Below are 19175 nucleotides of genomic sequence, written 5' to 3' on the forward strand. Positions count from 1 at the left end.
AGCAGCCCCGAATCAATCAGCAATCGTTATTTGAGAAAGCAGTCCATGTCCGAGAATCCACAAGACACCCCGATCCAGGCCAAAACGGAAGAATACGGCGCCTCCTCCATCCAGATCCTGGAAGGCCTGGAAGCCGTACGCAAACGCCCGGGCATGTACATTGGCGACACCTCGGACGGCACCGGTTTGCACCATCTGGTGTTCGAAGTGCTGGACAATTCGATCGATGAGTCGCTGGCCGGCCATTGCACGGAAATCCACGTCACCATCCACAGCGACAATTCGATCTCGATCACCGACAATGGCCGCGGCGTGCCGACCGGCCTGAAAATGGACGACAAGCACGATCCGAAGCGTTCGGCGGCGGAAATCGTCATGACCGAATTGCACGCGGGCGGCAAGTTCGACCAGAACTCGTATAAAGTCTCGGGCGGCCTGCACGGCGTGGGCGTGTCCTGCGTCAATGGCCTGTCGAAACTGCTGAAACTGACCATCCGCCGCGACGGCAAAGTGCATCACATGGAATTCGTACGCGGCGTGCCGCAGGACCGCCAGATCGTCATGGTCGGCGACATCGCCACCTCGCCGATCAAGGTCATCGGCGAAACCGACAAACGCGGTACCGACGTGCATTTCTGGGCTGACGAAGAGATTTTCACGCACGTGGAATTCCACTATGAAATCCTGGCCAAGCGCATCCGCGAACTGTCCTTCCTGAACAATGGCGTCAACATCAAGCTGTCGGACCAGCGCACGGGCAAGGAAGAAGTGTTTGCCTTCGAAGGCGGCACGCGCGGCTTCGTCGAGTACATCAACAAGGCCAAGTCGGTCTTGCACCCGACCATTTTCCAGGCCACCGGCGAGCGTATGTCGGACCAGGGCACCAATATCTCCGTCGACGTGTCGATGCAGTGGAACGATGCCTACAATGAACAGGTGCTGTGCTTCACGAACAACATCCCGCAACGCGATGGCGGCACCCACCTGACGGGCTTGCGCGCGGCGATGACGCGCGTCATCAACAAGTACATCGATGAACACGAGTTCGCCAAAAAGGCGAAAGTGGAAATCAACGGCGACGACATGCGCGAAGGCCTGACCTGCGTGCTGTCCGTGAAAGTGCCGGAACCGAAATTCTCGTCGCAGACGAAAGACAAGCTGGTGTCGTCGGAAGTGCGCGGCCCGGTCGAAGAGATCGTCGCCAAGACCCTGGCTGATTACCTGCAAGAAAAACCGAACGACGCCAAGATCATTTGCGGCAAGATCGTCGAAGCGGCGCGCGCGCGCGAAGCGGCCCGCAAGGCCCGCGACCTGACCCGCCGCAAAGGCATCATGGACGGCCTGGGCCTGTCGGCCAAGCTGGCCGACTGCCAGGAAAAAGACCCCGCCCTGTGCGAACTGTACATCGTCGAGGGTGACTCGGCGGGTGGCTCGGCCAAGCAAGGACGCGACCGCAAGTTCCAGGCCATCTTGCCGCTGCGCGGTAAAGTGCTGAACGTGGAAAAAGCCCGTTTCGAGAAAATGCTGTCGTCGGAGCAGATCACCACGCTGATCGCCACCCTGGGCACCTCGATCGGACCGGACGAATTCAACGTCGAAAAACTGCGCTACCACCGCATCATCATCATGACCGATGCGGACGTCGACGGCGCCCACATCCGTACCCTGCTGCTGACCCTGTTCTACCGCCAGATGCCGCAACTGGTCGAGCGCGGCCACATCTACATCGCGCAACCGCCGCTGTACAAGGTCAAGGCCGGCCGCGACGAGCGCTATCTGAAAGATGACGCCGAAGAAGCCAGCTACATGATGACGGTGGCCCTGAACACGGCCGTACTGGTGCCAAAGGAAGGCGCGGAAGGCATTTCCGGCGACACCCTGGCCGAACTGGTGCGCAAGTTCAACCTGTCGAACAGCATCATGACGCGTCTGACGCGCGTCATCGACCGCGCCGCCCTGACGGCCATCATGACGGGCGTGCAGCTCGACCTGTCGACCCTGGAACTGGCGGAAAAATCGGCGCTGGCCCTGCAAACGGCCATCAACGACAGCGCCGTGAAAGTGCACGTGCGTTCCGACGACCTGTCGGAAAAACACATGCTGCGCATTGAACGCATGTACCACGGCAACGTGAAAGTCAGCGCCATCGACGCCGACTTCGTGCAAGGCCCGGATTACGCCGTGCTGAGCAACGGCGCCGCCACTTTCGAAGGCTTGATCGGCGAAGGCGCCTTCGTGCGCCGCGGCGAAGGCGAACGCATGAAGGAAATCGCCGTGGTCGACTTCCACCAGGCCATGCAATGGCTGCGCGACGAAGCCGAACGCACCGTCTCGAAACAGCGCTATAAAGGGCTGGGCGAAATGAACCCGGATCAGCTGTGGGAAACCACGATGGACCCGACCGTGCGCCGCTTGCTGAAGGTGCAGATCGAAGACGCGATTGCGGCGGATCAGATCTTCACGACACTGATGGGCGACGACGTGGAACCACGCCGCAACTTCATCGAAGCGAACGCACTGCGCGCGGGCAATATCGACGTGTAAACCAGCGTCATTGCTGACAGCAAGTCCCCAGGCGGCCCCCTTGCAGGGCCGCTTTTTTATGTGCCTCAGGGCGACAGCTGGCGATCGCCGCTGCGCCAGACCGCCTTGTCATCGTTGCCGGGGCAGACGAGTCGCGCATTGACGACCAGGCCGGTCACCGGCTTGTGGAGGAAGCAGCGCATGATGGCTTTGGCAAGCACTTGATCAGCGAGGTGTTGGTGCTGACGCAGCCGTGATGCCGCGCCTAATCGCCCTGCTTGCCAGCGGTTTTGGCGAGCCGCTGTGGCGGCGGCAGGACAGCGGCCACGCCTTTCCACACGCAAGTCACCATTTCCACCAGGAAAGTATTACACTAGTTCCTGAGCGCAACTAATTCGCGCGCATGCCATGCCGACGCTTGCCGCCGGCAGGCCCCCCTGCCGCAAGGCCTGTTGTCTGTCTGGACGAATGCAATGTTCACTTCGCGCAACCTGTCTCCTGCCTTGTATTACCTGTTCTTTTCAGGAGAACCGGCGCAGCAGCAGCGCTTTTTCAAGGAACTGCATTTCATTTCGATAGCGATCCTGACGTTTGGCCTGGCTTGCTGGCTGGTCACGTTCAGCCTGACGGTACCGCGCGCTTCGCTCGACCATGCACAGGCAGCGCTGGGCGTGACGGGCATGCTGGTCGGGCTGGTGCTGACCGTGTATGCCAGGTCGCTGCAGGCGATCATCGCCAGCGGCACCATCAGCGTGCTGTTCATTGCATTCAGCTTTCGCGTGCTGATGCTGGGCACGCAAGACCCCGCTTTCTGGGTGTTGCCGCTGGGCGTGATGATCACCCTGACGACGGCGCCCATCTTCAGCGGCATCGCGTATTACCTGGGCGTGTCGCTGGGCGTGTGGGCCATCCTGGGATTGGGGCAGTTTCCCGTGCATGCAGGCCAGGCCGACCAGCACTGGCCCGTGCTGGCCGTCACCATCAGCGTGATCATCGGCCTGGCGCTGAATATCTATTTTCTCGTCTTGCGCATTCACAATTATCGGGCCCAGCGCGACCTGGCGACGATGGCCTACAAGGATGGCTTGACCGGGCTCAACAATCGCCGCATGTTCACGCAAAGCGCGCGCGCCCTGCAGCGGCCCGGGCTGGCAACCGCGTATTTCCTGATGATCGATATCGATGACTTCAAGAAAATCAACGACGTGCATGGCCACGATGTGGGTGATGAAGTATTGAAAAAAATCGCCGGCGTGATCGCGGCACTGGCCGGTGAGCACCTGTGCGGCCGGCTGGGTGGTGAAGAGTTCGCCGTCATCTATCAGGGCGAAAAAACCGCGGCCTGCGCCTTTGCCGCCCAACTGGTCGATGCTGTCGAGGCAGCCTTCGTGCCAGAACGCAAAGTGTCCGTCAGCATCGGCATCGCGGAACTGGTCAAGGAAGCGGATTTGTCACACAGCTACCGGCGCGCCGATGAATCGCTGTACCTGGCCAAGAAGAACGGCAAGAACCGTTACGTGCTCAACGCTGCTTGAGAAAACGCCATTTCTTCACAGAATGCTAAGATCGCGGCCCGCGCATGCCGGCATCCGGACCGGCATGGCGCCTCGACAAGGATCGCCATTGCATACCCCCATCCGTTCCATATTGTCCCTGCTGTCGCTATGCGCTGTCCTGGGCGCGCCCCTGCATGCGCAAACGCTCGATGACGCCGCCTTCGCGGCTGCCACCGTGCCCGTGCCCTCGCCACCGCTGGCCCTGAGCGCGCATCCGGAGATCCGCGCCGACATCTTCAAGCTGCTCGGCTATGCGCACGGCAGCTATACGCAGGGCAATGCCCTGATCGCGCGCCAGGTGCTCGACAGCATGCGTTCACCCGATCACATCACGCGCACCATGCTGCCCGACGGACGCTCGGTGCTGGCCTCCATCGATGCCGGCACGCACGGTGCATGGCGCGCCGCCATGCTGTTCGACCCGCAACGCAAGCTGTTGGCACTGGGCCTCGTCAACGGCCATTGCCAGGCCGTCACCAGCGACACCGCTCCAGCCTGCCTGCCGTCCACACACGCCGTGCTGACCCTGTTCCAGCCACCGGACGCGGAAGATGAGACGGCCGCGCCGCTGCTCGTCTGGGCGCGGCAGTTGCCGGCCATGCTGGCACAGGCTGCGCAGGAACAGCGGCAAAGCATTGCCGCTGTGGAATACGTCACGACCCGCCCCGGCCAGCCCGGCTGGCAGCCGCGCGACGTACCGCCCGGCTTTCCCGTCAGCCTGCTGCACCTGCTGCTGCCAGCGGCCGAGTTGAACGGCAGTGCCAGCGATGGCAAGATCATCCACCCCGCGCGCCTGGCGGGGTTGCCGATGTACACGCCAGCGCAAGCGGCCGAGGCCGGCGGCGAGCCTCTGCCCGACGCTGCCGTCACCCTGCGTAGCTATGCCGATTTTCACTGGGTGCTCAATACCTACGCCAAGCTGGCCAAGGACGCGCAAGTGAAGGGGCACGACGACAAAGTGGTCTTCAGCGGGCGCGACACCAGCGGACGCTACACAGTTACCTTGCGCGAGCCGGACAAGGAAAATGGCGTGTTCATCACCGTGGCCAGCTGGCTGGATAAGTAGGCAACAGACGGCGCGGACAGGGGAAAGCATTGCCATCGCGCACAGGAACATGGCATTTTGGCATTTTGCGGTATGATTTCCGATCGTGCGGCGCTGCCCGGTCCCTGCCTTGCCCACCCCTTCCCTCAAGCAAAACCACGCTTGACTAGCATTCTGTCCTAAGGAACTCCTATGTTCGGTTTTAACTTGCGCGTCGCCAAGATGGTGTGGACGGCCTTCCTGATCGTCTTCCTGCTGTTCCTCACATATCAAGTCTCGTCGACCCTGATCGTGGTGGTGTTTGCGATTTTCTTCAGCTACCTCGTGTATCCCCTGATCGAGCTGCTGGAACGCCATGGCCCGAAGCGCTTGCCGCGCACGGCCGCCATCGGCATCGTGTTTCTGGTGGTGGTGCTGCTGGTTGCCATCCTGGGTTCGATCTTTGGCGCGCGCATCGAAGAGGAAGCCACCAAGCTCAGCGCGCAATTGCCGACCCTGCTAAAAGGCAATAATTTTGCCGAGCGCATTCCGCTGCCCGAGTTCATGGAGCCATTGCGCGCGCGTATTTTGTCTTTCATGCAGGAACAGCTGAGCAGCGGCACGGGCCAAGCCATGCCGCTGGCGAAGGAAATCAGCCTGGGCGTGATGCACGCGGCCAGCAACCTGATCTATCTGGTGCTGGTGCCGGTGCTGAGCTTTTTGCTGATCAAGGAAGGTCCGGACATGCGCGACGGCTTGCTATCCCTGCTGAACCGTCCGAACAAGAAACTCTGGGGCGCCATCATCGACGACCTCGACATCCTGCTGTCGCGCTATGTGCGCGCCCTGCTGCTGTTGTCGATCGCCACCTTTGTGTCCTACAGCATCGCCTTTTCCCTGATGGGCGTGCCCTACGGCCTGCTGCTGGCCGGTGCCGCCGCCCTGCTGGAGTTCATCCCGTTTGCCGGCCCGCTGGCAGCCGCCATCATCGCCGTGGTGGTGGCCGGCTTCAGCGGCTTCGACCACGTCTTCTGGCTGATCGGCTTTATCGCCGCCTACCGCTTGTTCCAGGATTACGTGGTCAACCCGTACTTGATGAGCGAAGGCGTGGAAGTGAGTCCGCTGATGGTGATCGTCGGCTTGCTGGCCGGCGACCAGCTCGGCGGCGTGGTGGGCATCTTCCTGTCCGTGCCCGTGATGGCTGCCATCAAGATCGTCTTCGTGCGCGCCCGCGCAGCATTGCAGGCGCGTCACGATGCTTTGGAGAAAGCGGAACAGGCGGCGGAAGAAGCGCGCGCCCAGGCCCTGGCCGAGGCGGCGCGCTTACAGGAAGAGGGCAGCAAGGTGGCCCTGGAAGCGCCGTAACTTAAAACTCTTCCCACTCGCCGCTATTGTCAGCCATCGGTTTGGCTGGGCGCGGCTTGGCGGCGGCCGGTGCAGCGGCAACACGGGCCGTCGCCAGGCGCGGCGCCGGGCGTTTCAAGGCGCTGGTAGCGGCGGCGACGACAGGCTTGCGCAAGGCAGGCTTGGCCGGTGCCGGGCCGCTGTGGGCGGCATCGAGCTTGAAGATGCTGACCATTTCGGCCAGCGCCGCCGCCTGTTCCTGCATCGATTCCGAGGCGGCTGCCGCTTCTTCCACCAGTGCCGCGTTTTGCTGCGTCACGGTATCCATTTCCGCCACGGCTTGATTGATCTGGCCGATACCCAGTTCCTGCTCGCGGCCGGCGGCGCTGATTTCACCCATGATGTCGGTGACGCGGCGGATGCTGGAAACGATCTCGTCCATCGTCGTCCCCGTCTGGCTGACCAGTTCGCTACCGGCGCCCACGTTTCGCACCGACGCTTCGATGAGCACCTTGATATCCTTGGCGGCGCTGGCCGAGCGGTGCGCCAGGTTGCGCACTTCCGTGGCAACGACGGCAAAGCCACGGCCCTGCTCGCCCGCGCGCGCCGCTTCCACGGCCGCGTTCAAGGCCAGGATATTCGTCTGGAATGCGATGCCATCGATGACGCCGATGATGTCGGCAATCTTTTTCGACGATTCGCTGATGGTGCCCATGGTATCGACCACTTGCGCCACCAGCGCGCCGCCCTTGACGGCCACGTCCGAAGCGGAGACGGCCAGCTGGTTGGCCTGGCGCGCATTGTCGGAATTCTGCTTGACGGTCGAAGTCAGTTCTTCCAGCGACGAGGCGGTTTCTTCCAGGCTCGACGCCTGCTGTTCCGTGCGGCTCGACAGGTCCAGGTTGCCGGAGGCAATTTCATTGCTGGCCGTGGCGATGGCGCCGCTGCCGTCGCGCACGCCACGCACGGTGGTCGACAGGCGCTCCTGCATTTTCTGCAAGCCCGTCAGCAAGGCACCCATTTCATCGTTGCGCGTGATGACGATGTCGTTGGCCAGGTTGCCGTCGGAAATGGCGCCGAAATGACGCAGGGCCTGGTCCAGCGGGCCGAAGATGGCGCGCAGCAGCAAAATGCTGGAAATGATGATCAGCAAGCCCCCCACCACGATGCCGGTGATGGCCATCGTCACTTGCGTGCGGTAGCTGGCCTGGCTGTCGGCATACATCTTGGCCGCGCCGCTCACCTGAAACTGCGTCAAGGTTTCCGCTGCCTGGTCGAGCGAGCGATACAGCGGCGTCAGTCCCTTCATCATCAAGCTATCGGCTTGCTCGACATTTCCTTCTCGTAAGGCCTTGCTCATGAGCAGCACGCCGTTGTTGATGTAATCGCTGCGCTTCTTGTCCATGTCGTCGGACAGGCGTTTTTCTTCCACGCTTTGCGGCAAGCCCAAATACACTTTCCAGGCCTTGCTCGATGACTCCAGGAATTGCTCGGCACGCGCCAAGGTATCCTTGGCGTCGGCCGCATCGGGATGGACCATCACGCGATCCATGGTGAAGCGGGCGCGGCCCAGGAAAATCTGCGACTCGCCGATGGCTTGCGTCGAAGCCAGCTGGTTGCTGTAGACCTCGTTGAGACTGTTGTTGGCTGATTTCAGCCCGATCATGCTCATGGCGCCCAAGACGGCGATCAGCAAGCCCAGCACACTCATGGTGGCGATCAGGCGCATTCTTATTGTTATGTTCGATAGCATGCAATTTCCTTGGTAGGGCGCAACCATGCCTGCGCTTGCCGACGGAAATCGCGACAAATGCCAGATGGGCGGGTCAATTCTGAATTGTTCAGGACAAAGTTCGGTCGATGGCGCGTTAACAGCGGCTGGGGGGATGGCGGCCCGCGCATATCGTCAGGAGTAAAATACAGGTCAACAGGGTTGAGGTTTCCGGTATTTTTAATTTCCTGACTGCAAGATACAGGGAAAGATTCCTAGTGGCAATATCCAGCATGGATTTTCACGCTTTGTCACAAACAAGTGATGTTTTTTGCGCAGAACTGGCATTCCCTTGCCGCACGCGCACGCGCCGGAATGCCAGCCGTGTTAATAAACGGTTTCTTCGATCAGTTGGCCATCGTCGCGGAAAGATTGAAAACGGCCCGTTTTCTTGCCCATGTCATAACTGCTGATGTGCTTCAGCATGCCATTCTGAAAATGCTCGATATTGACGCCGTGTGGCACGCCCTTGCGCCAGTTGCGGTGAAATTGCGGTACGTCGCCATCCGGATAAAACAGGATCTCCTCCCCGTCGCGCTTGCCATTCGCAAACGTCCCCTGGTAACGTCGCTTGCCATCCGGATAGAAGCTTTCCATCGGCCCATCAAGCTCGCCCAGGCGGTAGTGCTCGATGAGTTCCAGCTGGCCATTGCCTGCATATTGTTCCAGCCTACCATCGGGCTTGCCGTCAACCATCGTCAACACTTGCCAGCCGCCGTCCGGTGTCGCCTTCTTCCACGGCCCCTGCTTCACATCATTGACGTAGTTGCCGCCACCGCCGGGTTCAAGCCACTGGCCCTGCTTCTTGCCATTCACATACTGTCCCCGCCAATGCACGACGTCGCCGACGCGGCGCTCGCTGGGTCCATCCAGCCTGTCCTTGAGGTAGGTATCGAAGCCCTGGTAGTTGCCCTTGCCTTCGTCGCGCCATTCGTCCACGCCCGGGTTCACTTCCCAGCGGCCCGTGCGCTGGCCCCGCTGCATCATGCCCGTCGTCGTTTCCTCGCCGCTTGCATACGTCCATGGCCCTTCGGCCTTGTCGTCGACAAACGCGCCAACCGAGCGGATGGTGAGCGGCTCTTCATAGTGCCACTGTCCCGTGCGCTTGCCCTGTGCATACTGGCCGCGGGCAAACACGCTGCCCCTGCAGCAATTCACGTCGTACTCGATGAATAGCCCGTCCTGGCCGGCGGCAAAGCGCTGCGGTTGCGTTTCCCAGGTGATCCACTTGATGTGATAACTGGGCACACGACCGCCTTCCCAACCCTTGCCCAGCAAATAAGTCACCGTAAGGAAATGGCCATCGTTTTCCTGGAAAGTTTTTTTATAGGCAAATGCCGGCGCATCCGCCGGCTTGCCAGGCAGTAAGTCACCGTCGATGTTGAAATAGCCGACTAGGCTGCCATGGCCATGCTCAATGGCATCAAAGTCGGCGATGCCCGTGCGCGCATAATCGATGCTGTAATCGATCAGTTGCAGCGACGCCAGCGCGGCGCGCACCTTTGCCTCGTCCATGCTGCCTGCGCCGCGCACGATGGCGTCCAGGGTCGGCTGCAGGGCGGCGACCTTGAACATGCGGCCGCCGCCGCGCTCGTAGCGGTAGGCATGCAAGCCATAGGCCGTCCCATTGCGGCTGAGCACGAAGGTGGTTTCTCCTTCGCTGTCGAGGTCCGCATGAAATACGGCGGCAATGCTGGCCTTGCCATACTTGTCCAGGTTCATGCGCTTGCCGCTGTCCCCGTTGCACTGGCAATAGTAACCGTTGACTTCGCCGTTTTCCCGCAAGAAGGCCAGCACCACGCCGCCATCGCGGCGCTCGACGGCGCTGGCATAGGCCATGGCCTTGCCTTCATAAAAGCGCGCTGCCGCCTGCGCTGGCGCCACACTTCCCAGCGCCAGCAGCACTGCCAGCGTGTTCTTTAAAATTGAGTGCCGCATGCCAACTCCACTGCCCAAAACCGCCATTATGCATGGCCATTCAGGCAAGCCCGGATACGCTTGCGCGCCGGCCAAACAAGGGCCGCTGCACCGTCTGCGCCAGCAGCACGCCCAGCAGTGAGATGCCGCCGCCGATCAGGTGATACGCATGCATGCTTTCGTGCAGCCAGACGATAGCCAGCAAGGCCGTCAATATCGGCAGCAAGTTGACATAGATGCTGCAGCGGTTCGGCCCCAGCAGCTTTACCCCTTCGATCCACAGGTAGGACAGGACGATGGACGAACCGATGCCCGCATAGCCGATCAGGGGCAAGGTCGTGGCATCGAGCCGGGCGCTGCCGGGCGGCAGCAGCAGGAAAAACGGCAGCATGCAGGCCAGCGCCGCCAGGGCCTGGCAATAGATGGCTTGCCAGGCGGGAATGGACAGACGCCAGCGGCGCAGCAGCACGCCATACAGGGCAAAGCTCAGGCAGGCCAGCAGCATCAGCGCGTCGCCCGCATGCACGCCCTGGTGCAGCAGGGCCAGCACGTCGCCGCGCCCCACCAGGTACAGCAAGCCGCCAAACGACAGCACGCCGCCGGCCGCCATGCCCACCGTCAGGCGTTCGCCCAGCAGCAGCACGCTGAGGATCGCCGTCATCAGGGGCGCCAGCGCCGTGACGATGGCCATGTTGGTTGCGGTGGTCGATTCCGCGGCGCGGTAGGACAGGCTCTGGAACAGCGCCATGGACATCAGGCCGCACAGCGCCAGCTGCCACCACTGGCGTCGCAGCGCCGCGCGATTGCGCCACAGGGGCCGGGCGATAAACGGCGTCATCACCAGCAGCACCAGCACCAGGCGGTAAAAAGTGATGGCCGTGGGGGCGATGCTAGACGCGGCCAGCTTGGATACGACAACGTTGCCGGCCCACAGCAGCATGGCCAGAAACGGATACAGATAAGCGCGCACAGGCATGCGTAACTCCATAGATTATTGCGGGAAACCATCATGCCGCAGGCACGCCGCGCCTTCTCGCGCTAAGATGTCCAAACCTATTCCAAAACTGACGCTTATTCACATGGATTGCTCCAGCCCCGCCTTCCAGCAACTGTTGCCCGTCACGGCGCGCGCCATGGCGCTGGCCGTTGACTATGCGCATGGCCACGTGATTTCCGCGCACTGCCACACGCATGCCCAGTTGCTGTATGCCATCGAGGGCGTGATGACCATCGAGACGCAGGGCGGGCGCTGGGTGGTGCCGCCCACGCGCGGCGTGTGGCTGCAGGCGGGCGTGGCGCACCAGGTGCGCATGAGCGGCGCCGTGAAAATGCGCACGGTGTTCGTCAACTGCGCCAACTCGCCCTTGCTGCCAAGCCACAGTTGCGTGCTCGACATCAGTCCCCTGCTGCGCCAGCTGATCGTCGCGGCCGTGGATATCGCGCCCGACTTTACAGAAGGCAGCCGCGACTGGCATCTGCTGCAACTGCTGCTGCATGAACTCGACAGCCTGCCCGTGCTGCCCTTGTATCTGCCCTTGCCTGCGGACAAGCGCCTGCGCGGCATCTGCGCCCAGCTGATGGCGCAACCGGGAGAACAGCTGACGGTGGCGCACTGGGCGCAGGAACTGGCGATCACCGAGCGCAGCCTGCACCGCCTGTTCCAGAAACAGACGGGCATGCGCTTTGGCCATTGGCGCCAGCAGGCGCGACTGCTGCGGGCGCTGGAGCAATTGGCGCGCGGCGGCAAGGTCATCGACGTGGCCATGGACAACGGCTACACGAGCCAGAGCGCCTTCACCGCCATGTTCAGGAAACACTTCGGCACCACACCGACGGCGTTTTACCAGGCAAAAGTCATCGCGGCGTAAAAAAAATGCTGCTATGCATCAATAATCATGGGCGATAGTCGCCGCTCTTGTTATCATCGCAAGCCTTATCGCACCGCGCCCATCCTGGCGGCGGTGTTGACCTCATCTCCACACCACCATGACACAGAATTTCTTCCAGACTTTTATCCTGCTCTTGCTCGTCACTGATCCATTTGGCAACGTTTCCCTGTTCGTCAATGCCCTGAAGCGTGTCCCCATCGAGCGGCGCTGGAAAGTCGTGGTGCGCGAGTGCCTGATCGCCTTCGGCATCTTGCTCATATTCATGTTCTTTGGCCGGCATTTCCTGAACGCCTTGCATCTGTCGGAAATCGCCCTGCGCATCGGCGGCGGCGTGATCCTGTTCCTGATCGCCATGCGCATGGTGTTTCCGCAACCAAACGCCGGCAATAGCGACCATGAGATGGGCGGCGAGCCGTTCATCGTGCCGCTGGCCATCCCCGCGCTGGCCGGCCCGTCGGCGCTGGCGACCGTGCTGCTGTTTTCCTCGCATGAAATGAACGAAGTCATTGCCCACGTGGCAGGCTTGACGGCCGTGGCAGTCGTCTGGCTGGCGGTCTTCCTGTGCGCCGAACGCTTGCAGCGGGCGCTGGGGCCGCGGGTCATGACGGCCTTCGAACGCCTGATGGGCTTGATCCTGACGGCAATGGCCATCGAAATGCTGCTGGCCGGCATACGCGCGTTCCTGAAGTCCGTTTAATATAGAACACTCATACACTGGAGGAATCACCATGAGCCGTTGCGCCCACATTTGCCTGATGGCCGATTACAACCAGTGGATGAATGCGAAGGTGTACGCGGCGGCCGCCAGCCTGCCGCCGGAAGAACTGCAACGCGAGCAGGGCGCTTTTTTCGGCTCCCTGCTGGGCACCCTGAACCACGTGATGGTGGGCGATACCTTGTGGCTGCAGCGCTATGCGAAGCATCCGGCCGGCTTTCCCTTGCTCGATCCCATCCGCGCCATCACGCCGCCCGCCTCGCTCACCCACCCGCTGTTCGCGGCCGAAGACTTTGCCGCCATGCATGCGCACCGGCAATGGCTGGACCAGCTCATCATCGACTGGGCCGCCGCCATCACGGAAGCCGACCTCGATCACCTGCTCGACTACCGCAACAGCAAGGGCCCGAACCGGCGCGCATTTTTCAGCCTGCTCATGCATTTCTTCAACCACCAGACGCATCATCGTGGCCAGGCCAGCACCCTGCTGTCGCAAGCGGGCGTGGACCTCGGCGACACGGATCTACTGTTTCGCATCCCCAACCATATCGAGCACTGAGGGCTGGCGGTACAGCCACGCCTTGAGCGCGATGACGGCCAGCGCCCCCAGCAGCGCGCCGCAGGCCAGCCCCTCGGCTTGCCGTCCATGCTGAACTGCAATAATGTCGACACCTTGCTGCACTTCGCCGGAAGCGGCCTGGGCATTGCAGCCCTGCCCGACTTTGCCGTGCGCGCGGCACTGGCCGCGAACCATTTGCAACCGATACTGGAAACCCACCGCCAGCACCAGGGCGCCTTTCGCATCCTGTGGCCCAGCAGCCGCCACCTGACGCCAAAACTGCGCGCCTTCATCGATTTCCTGGCTACCCACGTGTTTCCGGAACACTGAGTCCGCATCCAACGTCGCGCTCGTTGTTTCCACACGACAACTTAGTTAAGTTGCTACCAAATTTTTAACTTTTCTCGGACTTGATACAAGTTTTTGTATTGCAGTGCGGAATTTTGAGGAACAATTACAGTCTGGCCGCCTCTACGTATAAACCCGTAGCCCTGGCCTGTCGACGTTTTCCTTCACTTCCGCAACACGAAAGCAATCATGTCACTCACACAATTCAAAATCGGCACCCGGCTCGGGATCGGGTTTGCTGTCGTCCTCGGCCTGCTGGTCGCTGTCTTGCTCGTTGGCCTGTATTCCATGGCACAGCTGAGCGCGCGCACGCACGACATCGTGGCCGATAAGAACGTCAAAATGGCGGCCGCCAATACCATGAGCGACAACGTGCGCACCATTACCCTGGCCATTACCAGCGTGGTCGTGGCGCCGACGGAAGCGCTGGTGCAGGCGGAGCTGGCGAAGATCGTCGAAGCGCGCAAAAAATACGGCGCCGCCAAGGAAACCTTGCAAAAGAAAATTGCGACGGACAAGGAAACGGCCTTGATGGCCGAGCTGGACGCCGCCCTGAAGGCGGGTGCGCCGCTGAACAACAAGGTCATCGAGCTGCGCAATGCCGGCCAGACGGAAGAAGCGATCGCCGCGCTGACACAGCAGGCGGCACCGAGCCTGAAGCGCGTGCTGACGGCGCTCGACAGCCTGGTCGCGCTGGAAGGCGAACTGGCGGCGCAGGCGGCCAGCGATGCCGAGGCGCTGAGCAGCAGCGCGCGCACCTCCATGATCATCCTGGGCAGCCTGGCCGTGCTGCTGGGCGCCTTCGTGGCGTGGATCATCACGCGCTCGATCACCCGTCCCATCAATGCCGCCGTCGGCGTGGCCGAAACCGTCGCATCGGGCGATTTGTCCTCGCACATCGTGGTCGATTCCAGTGATGAAACGGGCCGCCTGCTGGGTGCATTGAAAGCCATGAACACCAGCCTGCTGGGCGTGGTGGCGCAAGTGCGCCACGGCACGGATGCGATCTCCACAGCATCGAGCGAAATTGCCGCCGGCAACCTCGACCTGTCGTCACGCACGGAAGAGCAAGCCAGCTCGCTGGAAGAAACAGCGTCGGCCATGGAAGAGCTGACCTCGACCGTGAAACAGAATGCGGACAATGCGCGCCAGGCCAACCAGCTGGCGAAAAGCGCGTCCGAAGTGGCCGTGCGCGGCGGCAGCATCGTCTCGCAAGTGGTCGACACCATGGGCACCATCAACGCATCGTCGAAGAAGATAGTCGACATCATCGGCGTCATCGACGGCATCGCCTTCCAGACGAATATCCTGGCCTTGAACGCGGCCGTGGAAGCGGCACGCGCGGGCGAACAGGGCCGTGGCTTCGCCGTCGTCGCCACGGAAGTGCGCAATCTTGCGCAACGATCGGCTGGCGCAGCGAAAGAAATCAAGGAACTGATCGCCGCTTCCGTCGCCAACGTGGACACGGGTTCGCGCCTCGTCAATGAAGCGGGCCAGACCATGGGCGACATCGTCGACAGCATCGTGCGCGTGACCGACATCATGGGCGAGATCACGTCCGCCACGCATGAGCAAACCATCGGCATCGAACAGATCAACATGGCCATTGCCCAGATGGATGAAGTGACGCAACAAAACGCGGCCCTGGTGGAAGAAGCGGCGGCCGCCTCGCAAAGCATGCAGGAGCAGGCGGGCGAACTGGCCCATGTGGTGGGTTTCTTTAAAACCGGCAACCATGTGGCCAGCGTTTCAAAGCTGAGCCCCGTGCGCAAGGCACCGGCAGCGGCGGCAACCATCGCGCGCCCCGCAGCCCGCCCGGCGCCAGCGCGCAAGGCCGTGGCAGCCGCGCCGGCACGCCGCGACAATGCCGCCGCCGAAAGCGAATGGGAAGAGTTTTAACGAATAGCAACATCCTTCCCATGGGAAAGCCAGGCAGGAAGTTGCTGCCTGGCTTTTTTTTCGTCCATGCGCCGCCCTTTTTTTGCGGCAAAGCGCGCGCAATAGGCAAAAGTGCAAAACATGCGCCGCGCATACCCTTTACAATCCTCGCTCGCTTTACAAAATATTGGTCATCATGAATCAGGCAGAACAGCAGCGCCTCCTGGCTATCCTGGAGTATTGGCACAAGATCGAATTCTTTATCCCGTTTGACCTGAATCAAATCACGGACGTTGAAGACCCGTCCAGCGTGCGCCTCCTGCACCGTGAACAGCTGGCGCAATTGCCGCCGCAGTTCGCCACGCAGTGGCAGGTGCCCTCCGACCGCGAAATCGACGGCTTTGCATTATTCCTCGGCGTCTTCGACAAGGCGGAAATCAACAAGGCTTGCCCTGCCCCCAGCGGTCCGGAAAGCCTGGCCGAAGCGGAAAAAACAGAGCTGCTGGGACGCTCGTGCTTTGCCCGCATCAATCTGAATGCGCTGGGCGAACCGCAATTTGACCCGGTGTCCGTGTCCACCTTGCCGTGGGCGCTGGGCCGCGCCCGCACGCCGGACTGGTCCGGCCTGAGCCTGGACGCTTTCAGCGACAGCCAGCTGGCCCTGCAAGACCGTTTGCGCAACTTCGCGGCAAGTCGCGTATCACCGCAAATAACGGACGAGGCCGGCAATGTGTCTTCGCCCCTGTCCGGCATGGAGATCGCCGCGCTGGCCGACCTGCTGATGGACTGGGCGAATTTCCGCCCGTCCGGCGCGCAGCCGCTGGCCGTGCTGGAAGTGCGCACGCGCAAGAAACGCGCCGCCGTGGCGGACGCCGATACGCCTGAGTCCAGCCAGAACCGCAGCCTGGATTTTGGCGATGCGGTGGAACCCGCTGTCGATATTCTCAACAGTTTTTACCTGGATGACCTGGAACAGATCATCCGTGCCTTGCGTGGCGGCAAGTTGCCCGCGACGGTGGCCGCCTACCTGACGCCGCTGGCGCAGGATGAACGCATCGACCTGTACAGCCCGGCAGGACGCCAGGCGCTGGCCGCCATGCTCAATCCGGCCAACATGCACCGCGGCCACTGGCTGGAAGACGCCAGCTACGCCATGAGCCTGATGCAGCAGTTCGCCATCCACGGCGCACGCACGGGCTTGCACGAGCGGGGCATTTTTTCCGTCAACGGCCCGCCGGGCACGGGCAAGACCACCTTGCTGCGCGAATTGTTCGCCGACAACATCGTGCGCCGCGCCAGCGTGCTGTCCTGCCTGGATCGCGCCGGCGACGCCTTCATCGGCAAGGTGGCCGTGGCCTTCGAAGGCGTGCGCGACCCGATTACCATCGCGCGCCTGCGCCCGGAACTGACGGGCTTTGAAATGGTCGTCGCCTCGTCGAATAACGCGGCGGTGGAAAATATTTCCGGCGACCTGCCCAAACCGAAGCAGCTGGGCAAGGAATGGGCGCGCACGCGCTATTTTGAAAGCGTGGCGCGCAGGGTGGTGGCCGATGGCAATGGCGCCAACCGCGCCTTGGGCGACACGGAAGCGCCATGGGGCTTGATGTCCTGTGCGCTGGGCAACAGCGCCAACCGCCGTCGCTTCGTCAGCAATTTCTATGACGACGACTGGGATAAAACGACGCCTCGCAAGACGCCGAACGCGCAGAATATCCGCCAGTGGCTGGCCAGCTACCAGGGCGTCAGCTTCGCCCAGGCGGCGCGCGAATTCCGCGAAACGGAGCACGTGGTGGAAAAAGCCCTGGCCGAGCACGCCCAGTACGCGGCCCTGTGGCAAGCCGTGGGCACCTGCACGGAAGGAGACTTCATGCAGGCCAGCCAGCAGGCGCTGATTGCTGCCGAGCAGGAAATGGATGCTGCGAATGGCGCCCTGACGGACGCTCTGGCGCAGCAGGACACCCTGCTCGCCAGCAAGAAGGAATTGCTGGAAGAGGAACGCCTGGTGGCGCTGACGCAACCGGGCTTCTTTGCCCGCCTGTTCCGCACGGCACCGGCGCGTGCCTACAAGGACGCCGTCGTCGCCAATGCGGAAGCGCAACGCCAGGCCGCGCGCGACGTGTCCGCCATCAAGCTGCTGCTGAAAGGCGAGCTGGAGCCGCGCTGCGAACGCGCCCGCAACAGCCTGCACATCGCCCTGCGCACGGCGCAATCGCGCCAGCGCGAATGGGATGACAGCACGGAACTGCTGCGCCGCGCGCGCATGCGCTTCCCCACCATCATCGCGCCGGCCACCCTGGACGAGCTGGACGGCGACGCCCTGCAAATTGGCGGCCTGTGGCATGAACCGGCCCTGGCGCGCCTGCGCTCGCGCCTGTTCGCCAAGGCCCTGGCCCTGCATGAAGCGTGGCTGGCGGAAGTGGCAAAGAAAGGCGGCCCCGGCTTTGGCGGCAACTTGCTGGCCGTCTCCAAATTACTGAAGAACAAGCGCGCCTACGATCAGTCGCACATCGCCATGGTCTGGCACAGCCTGTTCATGGTCGTGCCGGTCGTGTCGACCACGTTTGCCTCGTTCGCGCGCCAGTTCCAGGGCATGGGTCCTGAATCGCTGGGCTGGCTGTTCATCGATGAGGCGGGCCAGGCCGTGCCGCAGGCGGCGCTGGGCAGCCTGTGGCGCGCCAAGCGCGCTGTCGTCGTCGGCGACCCGCTGCAGATCGAACCTGTGTTCACCGTGCCCGGACGCCTGGTGCAAACCTTGTCGGCCCTGTCGCCGCACACGCAGGATGGCAGCTATGCGCCAAGCTCCGTGTCCGTGCAGACCCTGGCGGACAAGGCCAACCGCTATGGCGCAACTGTCGGCGCCAATAGCGCGCAGCCCCTGTGGATCGGCAGCCCCCTGCGCGTGCACCGCCGCTGCGTGGAACCGATGTTCTCGCTGGCCAACAGCATCGCCTACGAAGACAAGATGGTCTACGGACTCGCCGACCGCACGCCGCCGGCCAGCGCCCGGGGCCTGACGCGTGGCCCGAGCCGCTGGATCGACGCCGTCGGTGCCGTCAGCTACAAGCAGGTGGTGCCGGTGCAGCTCGATTTCGTGCTGGAAGTGCTGCTCAAGCTGTACCGCCGCGACGGCAAGCTGCCCGACATGTATGTGATTACCCCCTTCAAGGCCGTGCGCAACGAATTGCGTTCGCGCATCATGGACCTGGACTGGGACCGCCGCCTCGGCTACGGCAAGGCGCCCACGGCACGCGAACTGCGCCAGTGGAGCAGCCAGATGGTGGGCACCGTGCACACCTTCCAGGGCAAGGAGCAAAGCGTGGTGATGCTGGTCCTCGGCGCGGATGAGAGCACGACGGGCGCCGCGCAGTGGGCAGCCACTACGCCGAACCTGCTCAACGTTGCCCTGACGCGCGCACAACACTATGTGTACATCGTCGGCAACCCGCTGCTGTGGGGCCAGTTGCCGCATTTCGCCCCCGCGTGCGCGCAGTTGGCGCATACGGGCATGCATGAGTTTTTGGTGGAGATGGGGTAGGTCGGATTAGCGGGGGCCGCCGAGGCTGCAAACGCGTAATCCGACAACATTGTTGGCGGCACTTGTCGGATTAGCGGGGCCGCCGAGGCGTAGCGTAATCCGACACCACCCCAGTC

General features: G+C 62.4%; 14 protein-coding genes. 10 read left to right on the plus strand and 4 right to left on the minus strand.

Annotated features, from left to right (window positions below):
- Positions 1-45 precede the first annotated feature (45 nt).
- Positions 46-2544, plus strand: a complete 2499-nt coding sequence (gene gyrB / locus JaAD80_RS08435) for a DNA topoisomerase (ATP-hydrolyzing) subunit B (protein ID WP_102293772.1) — start codon at positions 46-48, stop codon at positions 2542-2544.
- 65 nt (positions 2545-2609) lie between these two features.
- Here the strand turns inward: gyrB and JaAD80_RS31415 are convergent, their stop codons facing one another.
- Positions 2610-2744, minus strand: a complete 135-nt coding sequence (locus JaAD80_RS31415) for a hypothetical protein (protein ID WP_258002875.1) — start codon at positions 2742-2744, stop codon at positions 2610-2612.
- Positions 2745-2996: 252 nt separating this feature from the next.
- On the opposite strand from JaAD80_RS31415, the gene JaAD80_RS08440 reads away from it, so the two are divergent.
- The 3 genes from JaAD80_RS08440 to JaAD80_RS08450 all read left to right on the plus strand — a co-directional run bounded on the left by JaAD80_RS08440 (position 2997) and on the right by JaAD80_RS08450 (position 6468).
- On the plus strand, positions 2997-4058 hold the full coding sequence (locus tag JaAD80_RS08440) for a diguanylate cyclase (RefSeq protein ID WP_102293773.1): 1062 nt from the start codon (positions 2997-2999) through the stop codon (positions 4056-4058).
- Between the two features lie 88 nt (positions 4059-4146).
- Entirely contained in the window at positions 4147-5145 is a 999-nt protein-coding gene (locus JaAD80_RS08445; RefSeq protein ID WP_146012319.1) for a hypothetical protein, read from the plus strand.
- 171 nt (positions 5146-5316) lie between these two features.
- Positions 5317-6468, plus strand: a complete 1152-nt coding sequence (locus JaAD80_RS08450; protein ID WP_102293775.1) for an AI-2E family transporter — start codon at positions 5317-5319, stop codon at positions 6466-6468.
- A 1-nt stretch (position 6469) separates the two neighbouring features.
- On the opposite strand, the gene JaAD80_RS08455 is transcribed toward JaAD80_RS08450, so the two are convergent.
- The 3 genes from JaAD80_RS08455 to JaAD80_RS08465 form a co-directional block, all read right to left on the minus strand.
- A complete protein-coding gene (locus JaAD80_RS08455) occupies positions 6470-8200 on the minus strand; it encodes a methyl-accepting chemotaxis protein (protein WP_102293776.1) in 1731 nt (576 codons plus the stop codon).
- A 345-nt stretch (positions 8201-8545) separates the two neighbouring features.
- Positions 8546-10156 carry a toxin-antitoxin system YwqK family antitoxin gene (locus JaAD80_RS08460; protein WP_102293777.1) on the minus strand — a complete coding sequence of 537 codons (1611 nt, stop codon included), beginning with the start codon at positions 10154-10156 and terminating at the stop codon, positions 8546-8548.
- Between the two features lie 40 nt (positions 10157-10196).
- Positions 10197-11111, minus strand: coding sequence for a DMT family transporter (locus JaAD80_RS08465; RefSeq protein WP_102293778.1), 915 nt, complete (start codon positions 11109-11111; stop codon positions 10197-10199).
- Positions 11112-11214: 103 nt separating this feature from the next.
- Between JaAD80_RS08465 and JaAD80_RS08470 the strand changes: the two genes are divergently transcribed.
- The 6 genes from JaAD80_RS08470 to JaAD80_RS08495 all read left to right on the plus strand — a co-directional run bounded on the left by JaAD80_RS08470 (position 11215) and on the right by JaAD80_RS08495 (position 19059).
- Positions 11215-12003, plus strand: coding sequence for a helix-turn-helix transcriptional regulator (locus tag JaAD80_RS08470; RefSeq protein WP_102293779.1), 789 nt, complete (start codon positions 11215-11217; stop codon positions 12001-12003).
- Positions 12004-12121: 118 nt separating this feature from the next.
- The gene (locus JaAD80_RS08475; RefSeq protein WP_102293780.1) at positions 12122-12721 is read left to right on the plus strand and encodes a MarC family protein; all 600 of its coding nucleotides are present in this window, start codon (positions 12122-12124) and stop codon (positions 12719-12721) included.
- Positions 12722-12752: 31 nt separating this feature from the next.
- Complete coding sequence (locus JaAD80_RS08480) at positions 12753-13298, plus strand: DinB family protein (RefSeq protein ID WP_102293781.1); 546 nt, start codon at positions 12753-12755, stop codon at positions 13296-13298.
- 3 nt (positions 13299-13301) lie between these two features.
- Complete coding sequence (locus tag JaAD80_RS08485) at positions 13302-13628, plus strand: LysR substrate-binding domain-containing protein (RefSeq protein ID WP_258002878.1); 327 nt, start codon at positions 13302-13304, stop codon at positions 13626-13628.
- Between the two features lie 207 nt (positions 13629-13835).
- Complete coding sequence (locus tag JaAD80_RS08490) at positions 13836-15545, plus strand: methyl-accepting chemotaxis protein (RefSeq protein WP_102293783.1); 1710 nt, start codon at positions 13836-13838, stop codon at positions 15543-15545.
- Positions 15546-15720: 175 nt separating this feature from the next.
- Positions 15721-19059 (plus strand): DEAD/DEAH box helicase, encoded by a 3339-nt coding sequence (locus JaAD80_RS08495; protein ID WP_258002876.1) that lies wholly within the window; start codon positions 15721-15723, stop codon positions 19057-19059.
- The last annotated feature ends 116 nt before the right edge of the window (positions 19060-19175 follow it).

This window comes from Janthinobacterium sp. AD80 (assembly GCF_002878455.1).
Lineage (GTDB): Bacteria > Pseudomonadota > Gammaproteobacteria > Burkholderiales > Burkholderiaceae_D > Janthinobacterium.

Excerpts from the sequence above, each read along its gene's own strand:
- JaAD80_RS08440 (WP_102293773.1), top strand. The coding sequence starts at position 2,997 with ATGTTCACTTCGCGCAACCTGTCTCCTGCCTTGTATTACCTGTTCTTT.
- JaAD80_RS08470 (WP_102293779.1), top strand. The coding sequence starts at position 11,215 with ATGGATTGCTCCAGCCCCGCCTTCCAGCAACTGTTGCCCGTCACGGCG.
- JaAD80_RS08490 (WP_102293783.1), top strand. The coding sequence starts at position 13,836 with ATGTCACTCACACAATTCAAAATCGGCACCCGGCTCGGGATCGGGTTT.
- JaAD80_RS08480 (WP_102293781.1), top strand. The coding sequence starts at position 12,753 with ATGAGCCGTTGCGCCCACATTTGCCTGATGGCCGATTACAACCAGTGG.
- JaAD80_RS08455 (WP_102293776.1), bottom strand. The coding sequence starts at position 8,200 with ATGCTATCGAACATAACAATAAGAATGCGCCTGATCGCCACCATGAGT.
- JaAD80_RS08450 (WP_102293775.1), top strand. The coding sequence starts at position 5,317 with ATGTTCGGTTTTAACTTGCGCGTCGCCAAGATGGTGTGGACGGCCTTC.
- JaAD80_RS08460 (WP_102293777.1), bottom strand. The coding sequence starts at position 10,156 with ATGCGGCACTCAATTTTAAAGAACACGCTGGCAGTGCTGCTGGCGCTG.
- JaAD80_RS08465 (WP_102293778.1), bottom strand. The coding sequence starts at position 11,111 with ATGCCTGTGCGCGCTTATCTGTATCCGTTTCTGGCCATGCTGCTGTGG.
- JaAD80_RS08495 (WP_258002876.1), top strand. The coding sequence starts at position 15,721 with ATGAATCAGGCAGAACAGCAGCGCCTCCTGGCTATCCTGGAGTATTGG.
- gyrB (WP_102293772.1), top strand. The coding sequence starts at position 46 with ATGTCCGAGAATCCACAAGACACCCCGATCCAGGCCAAAACGGAAGAA.
- JaAD80_RS08475 (WP_102293780.1), top strand. The coding sequence starts at position 12,122 with ATGACACAGAATTTCTTCCAGACTTTTATCCTGCTCTTGCTCGTCACT.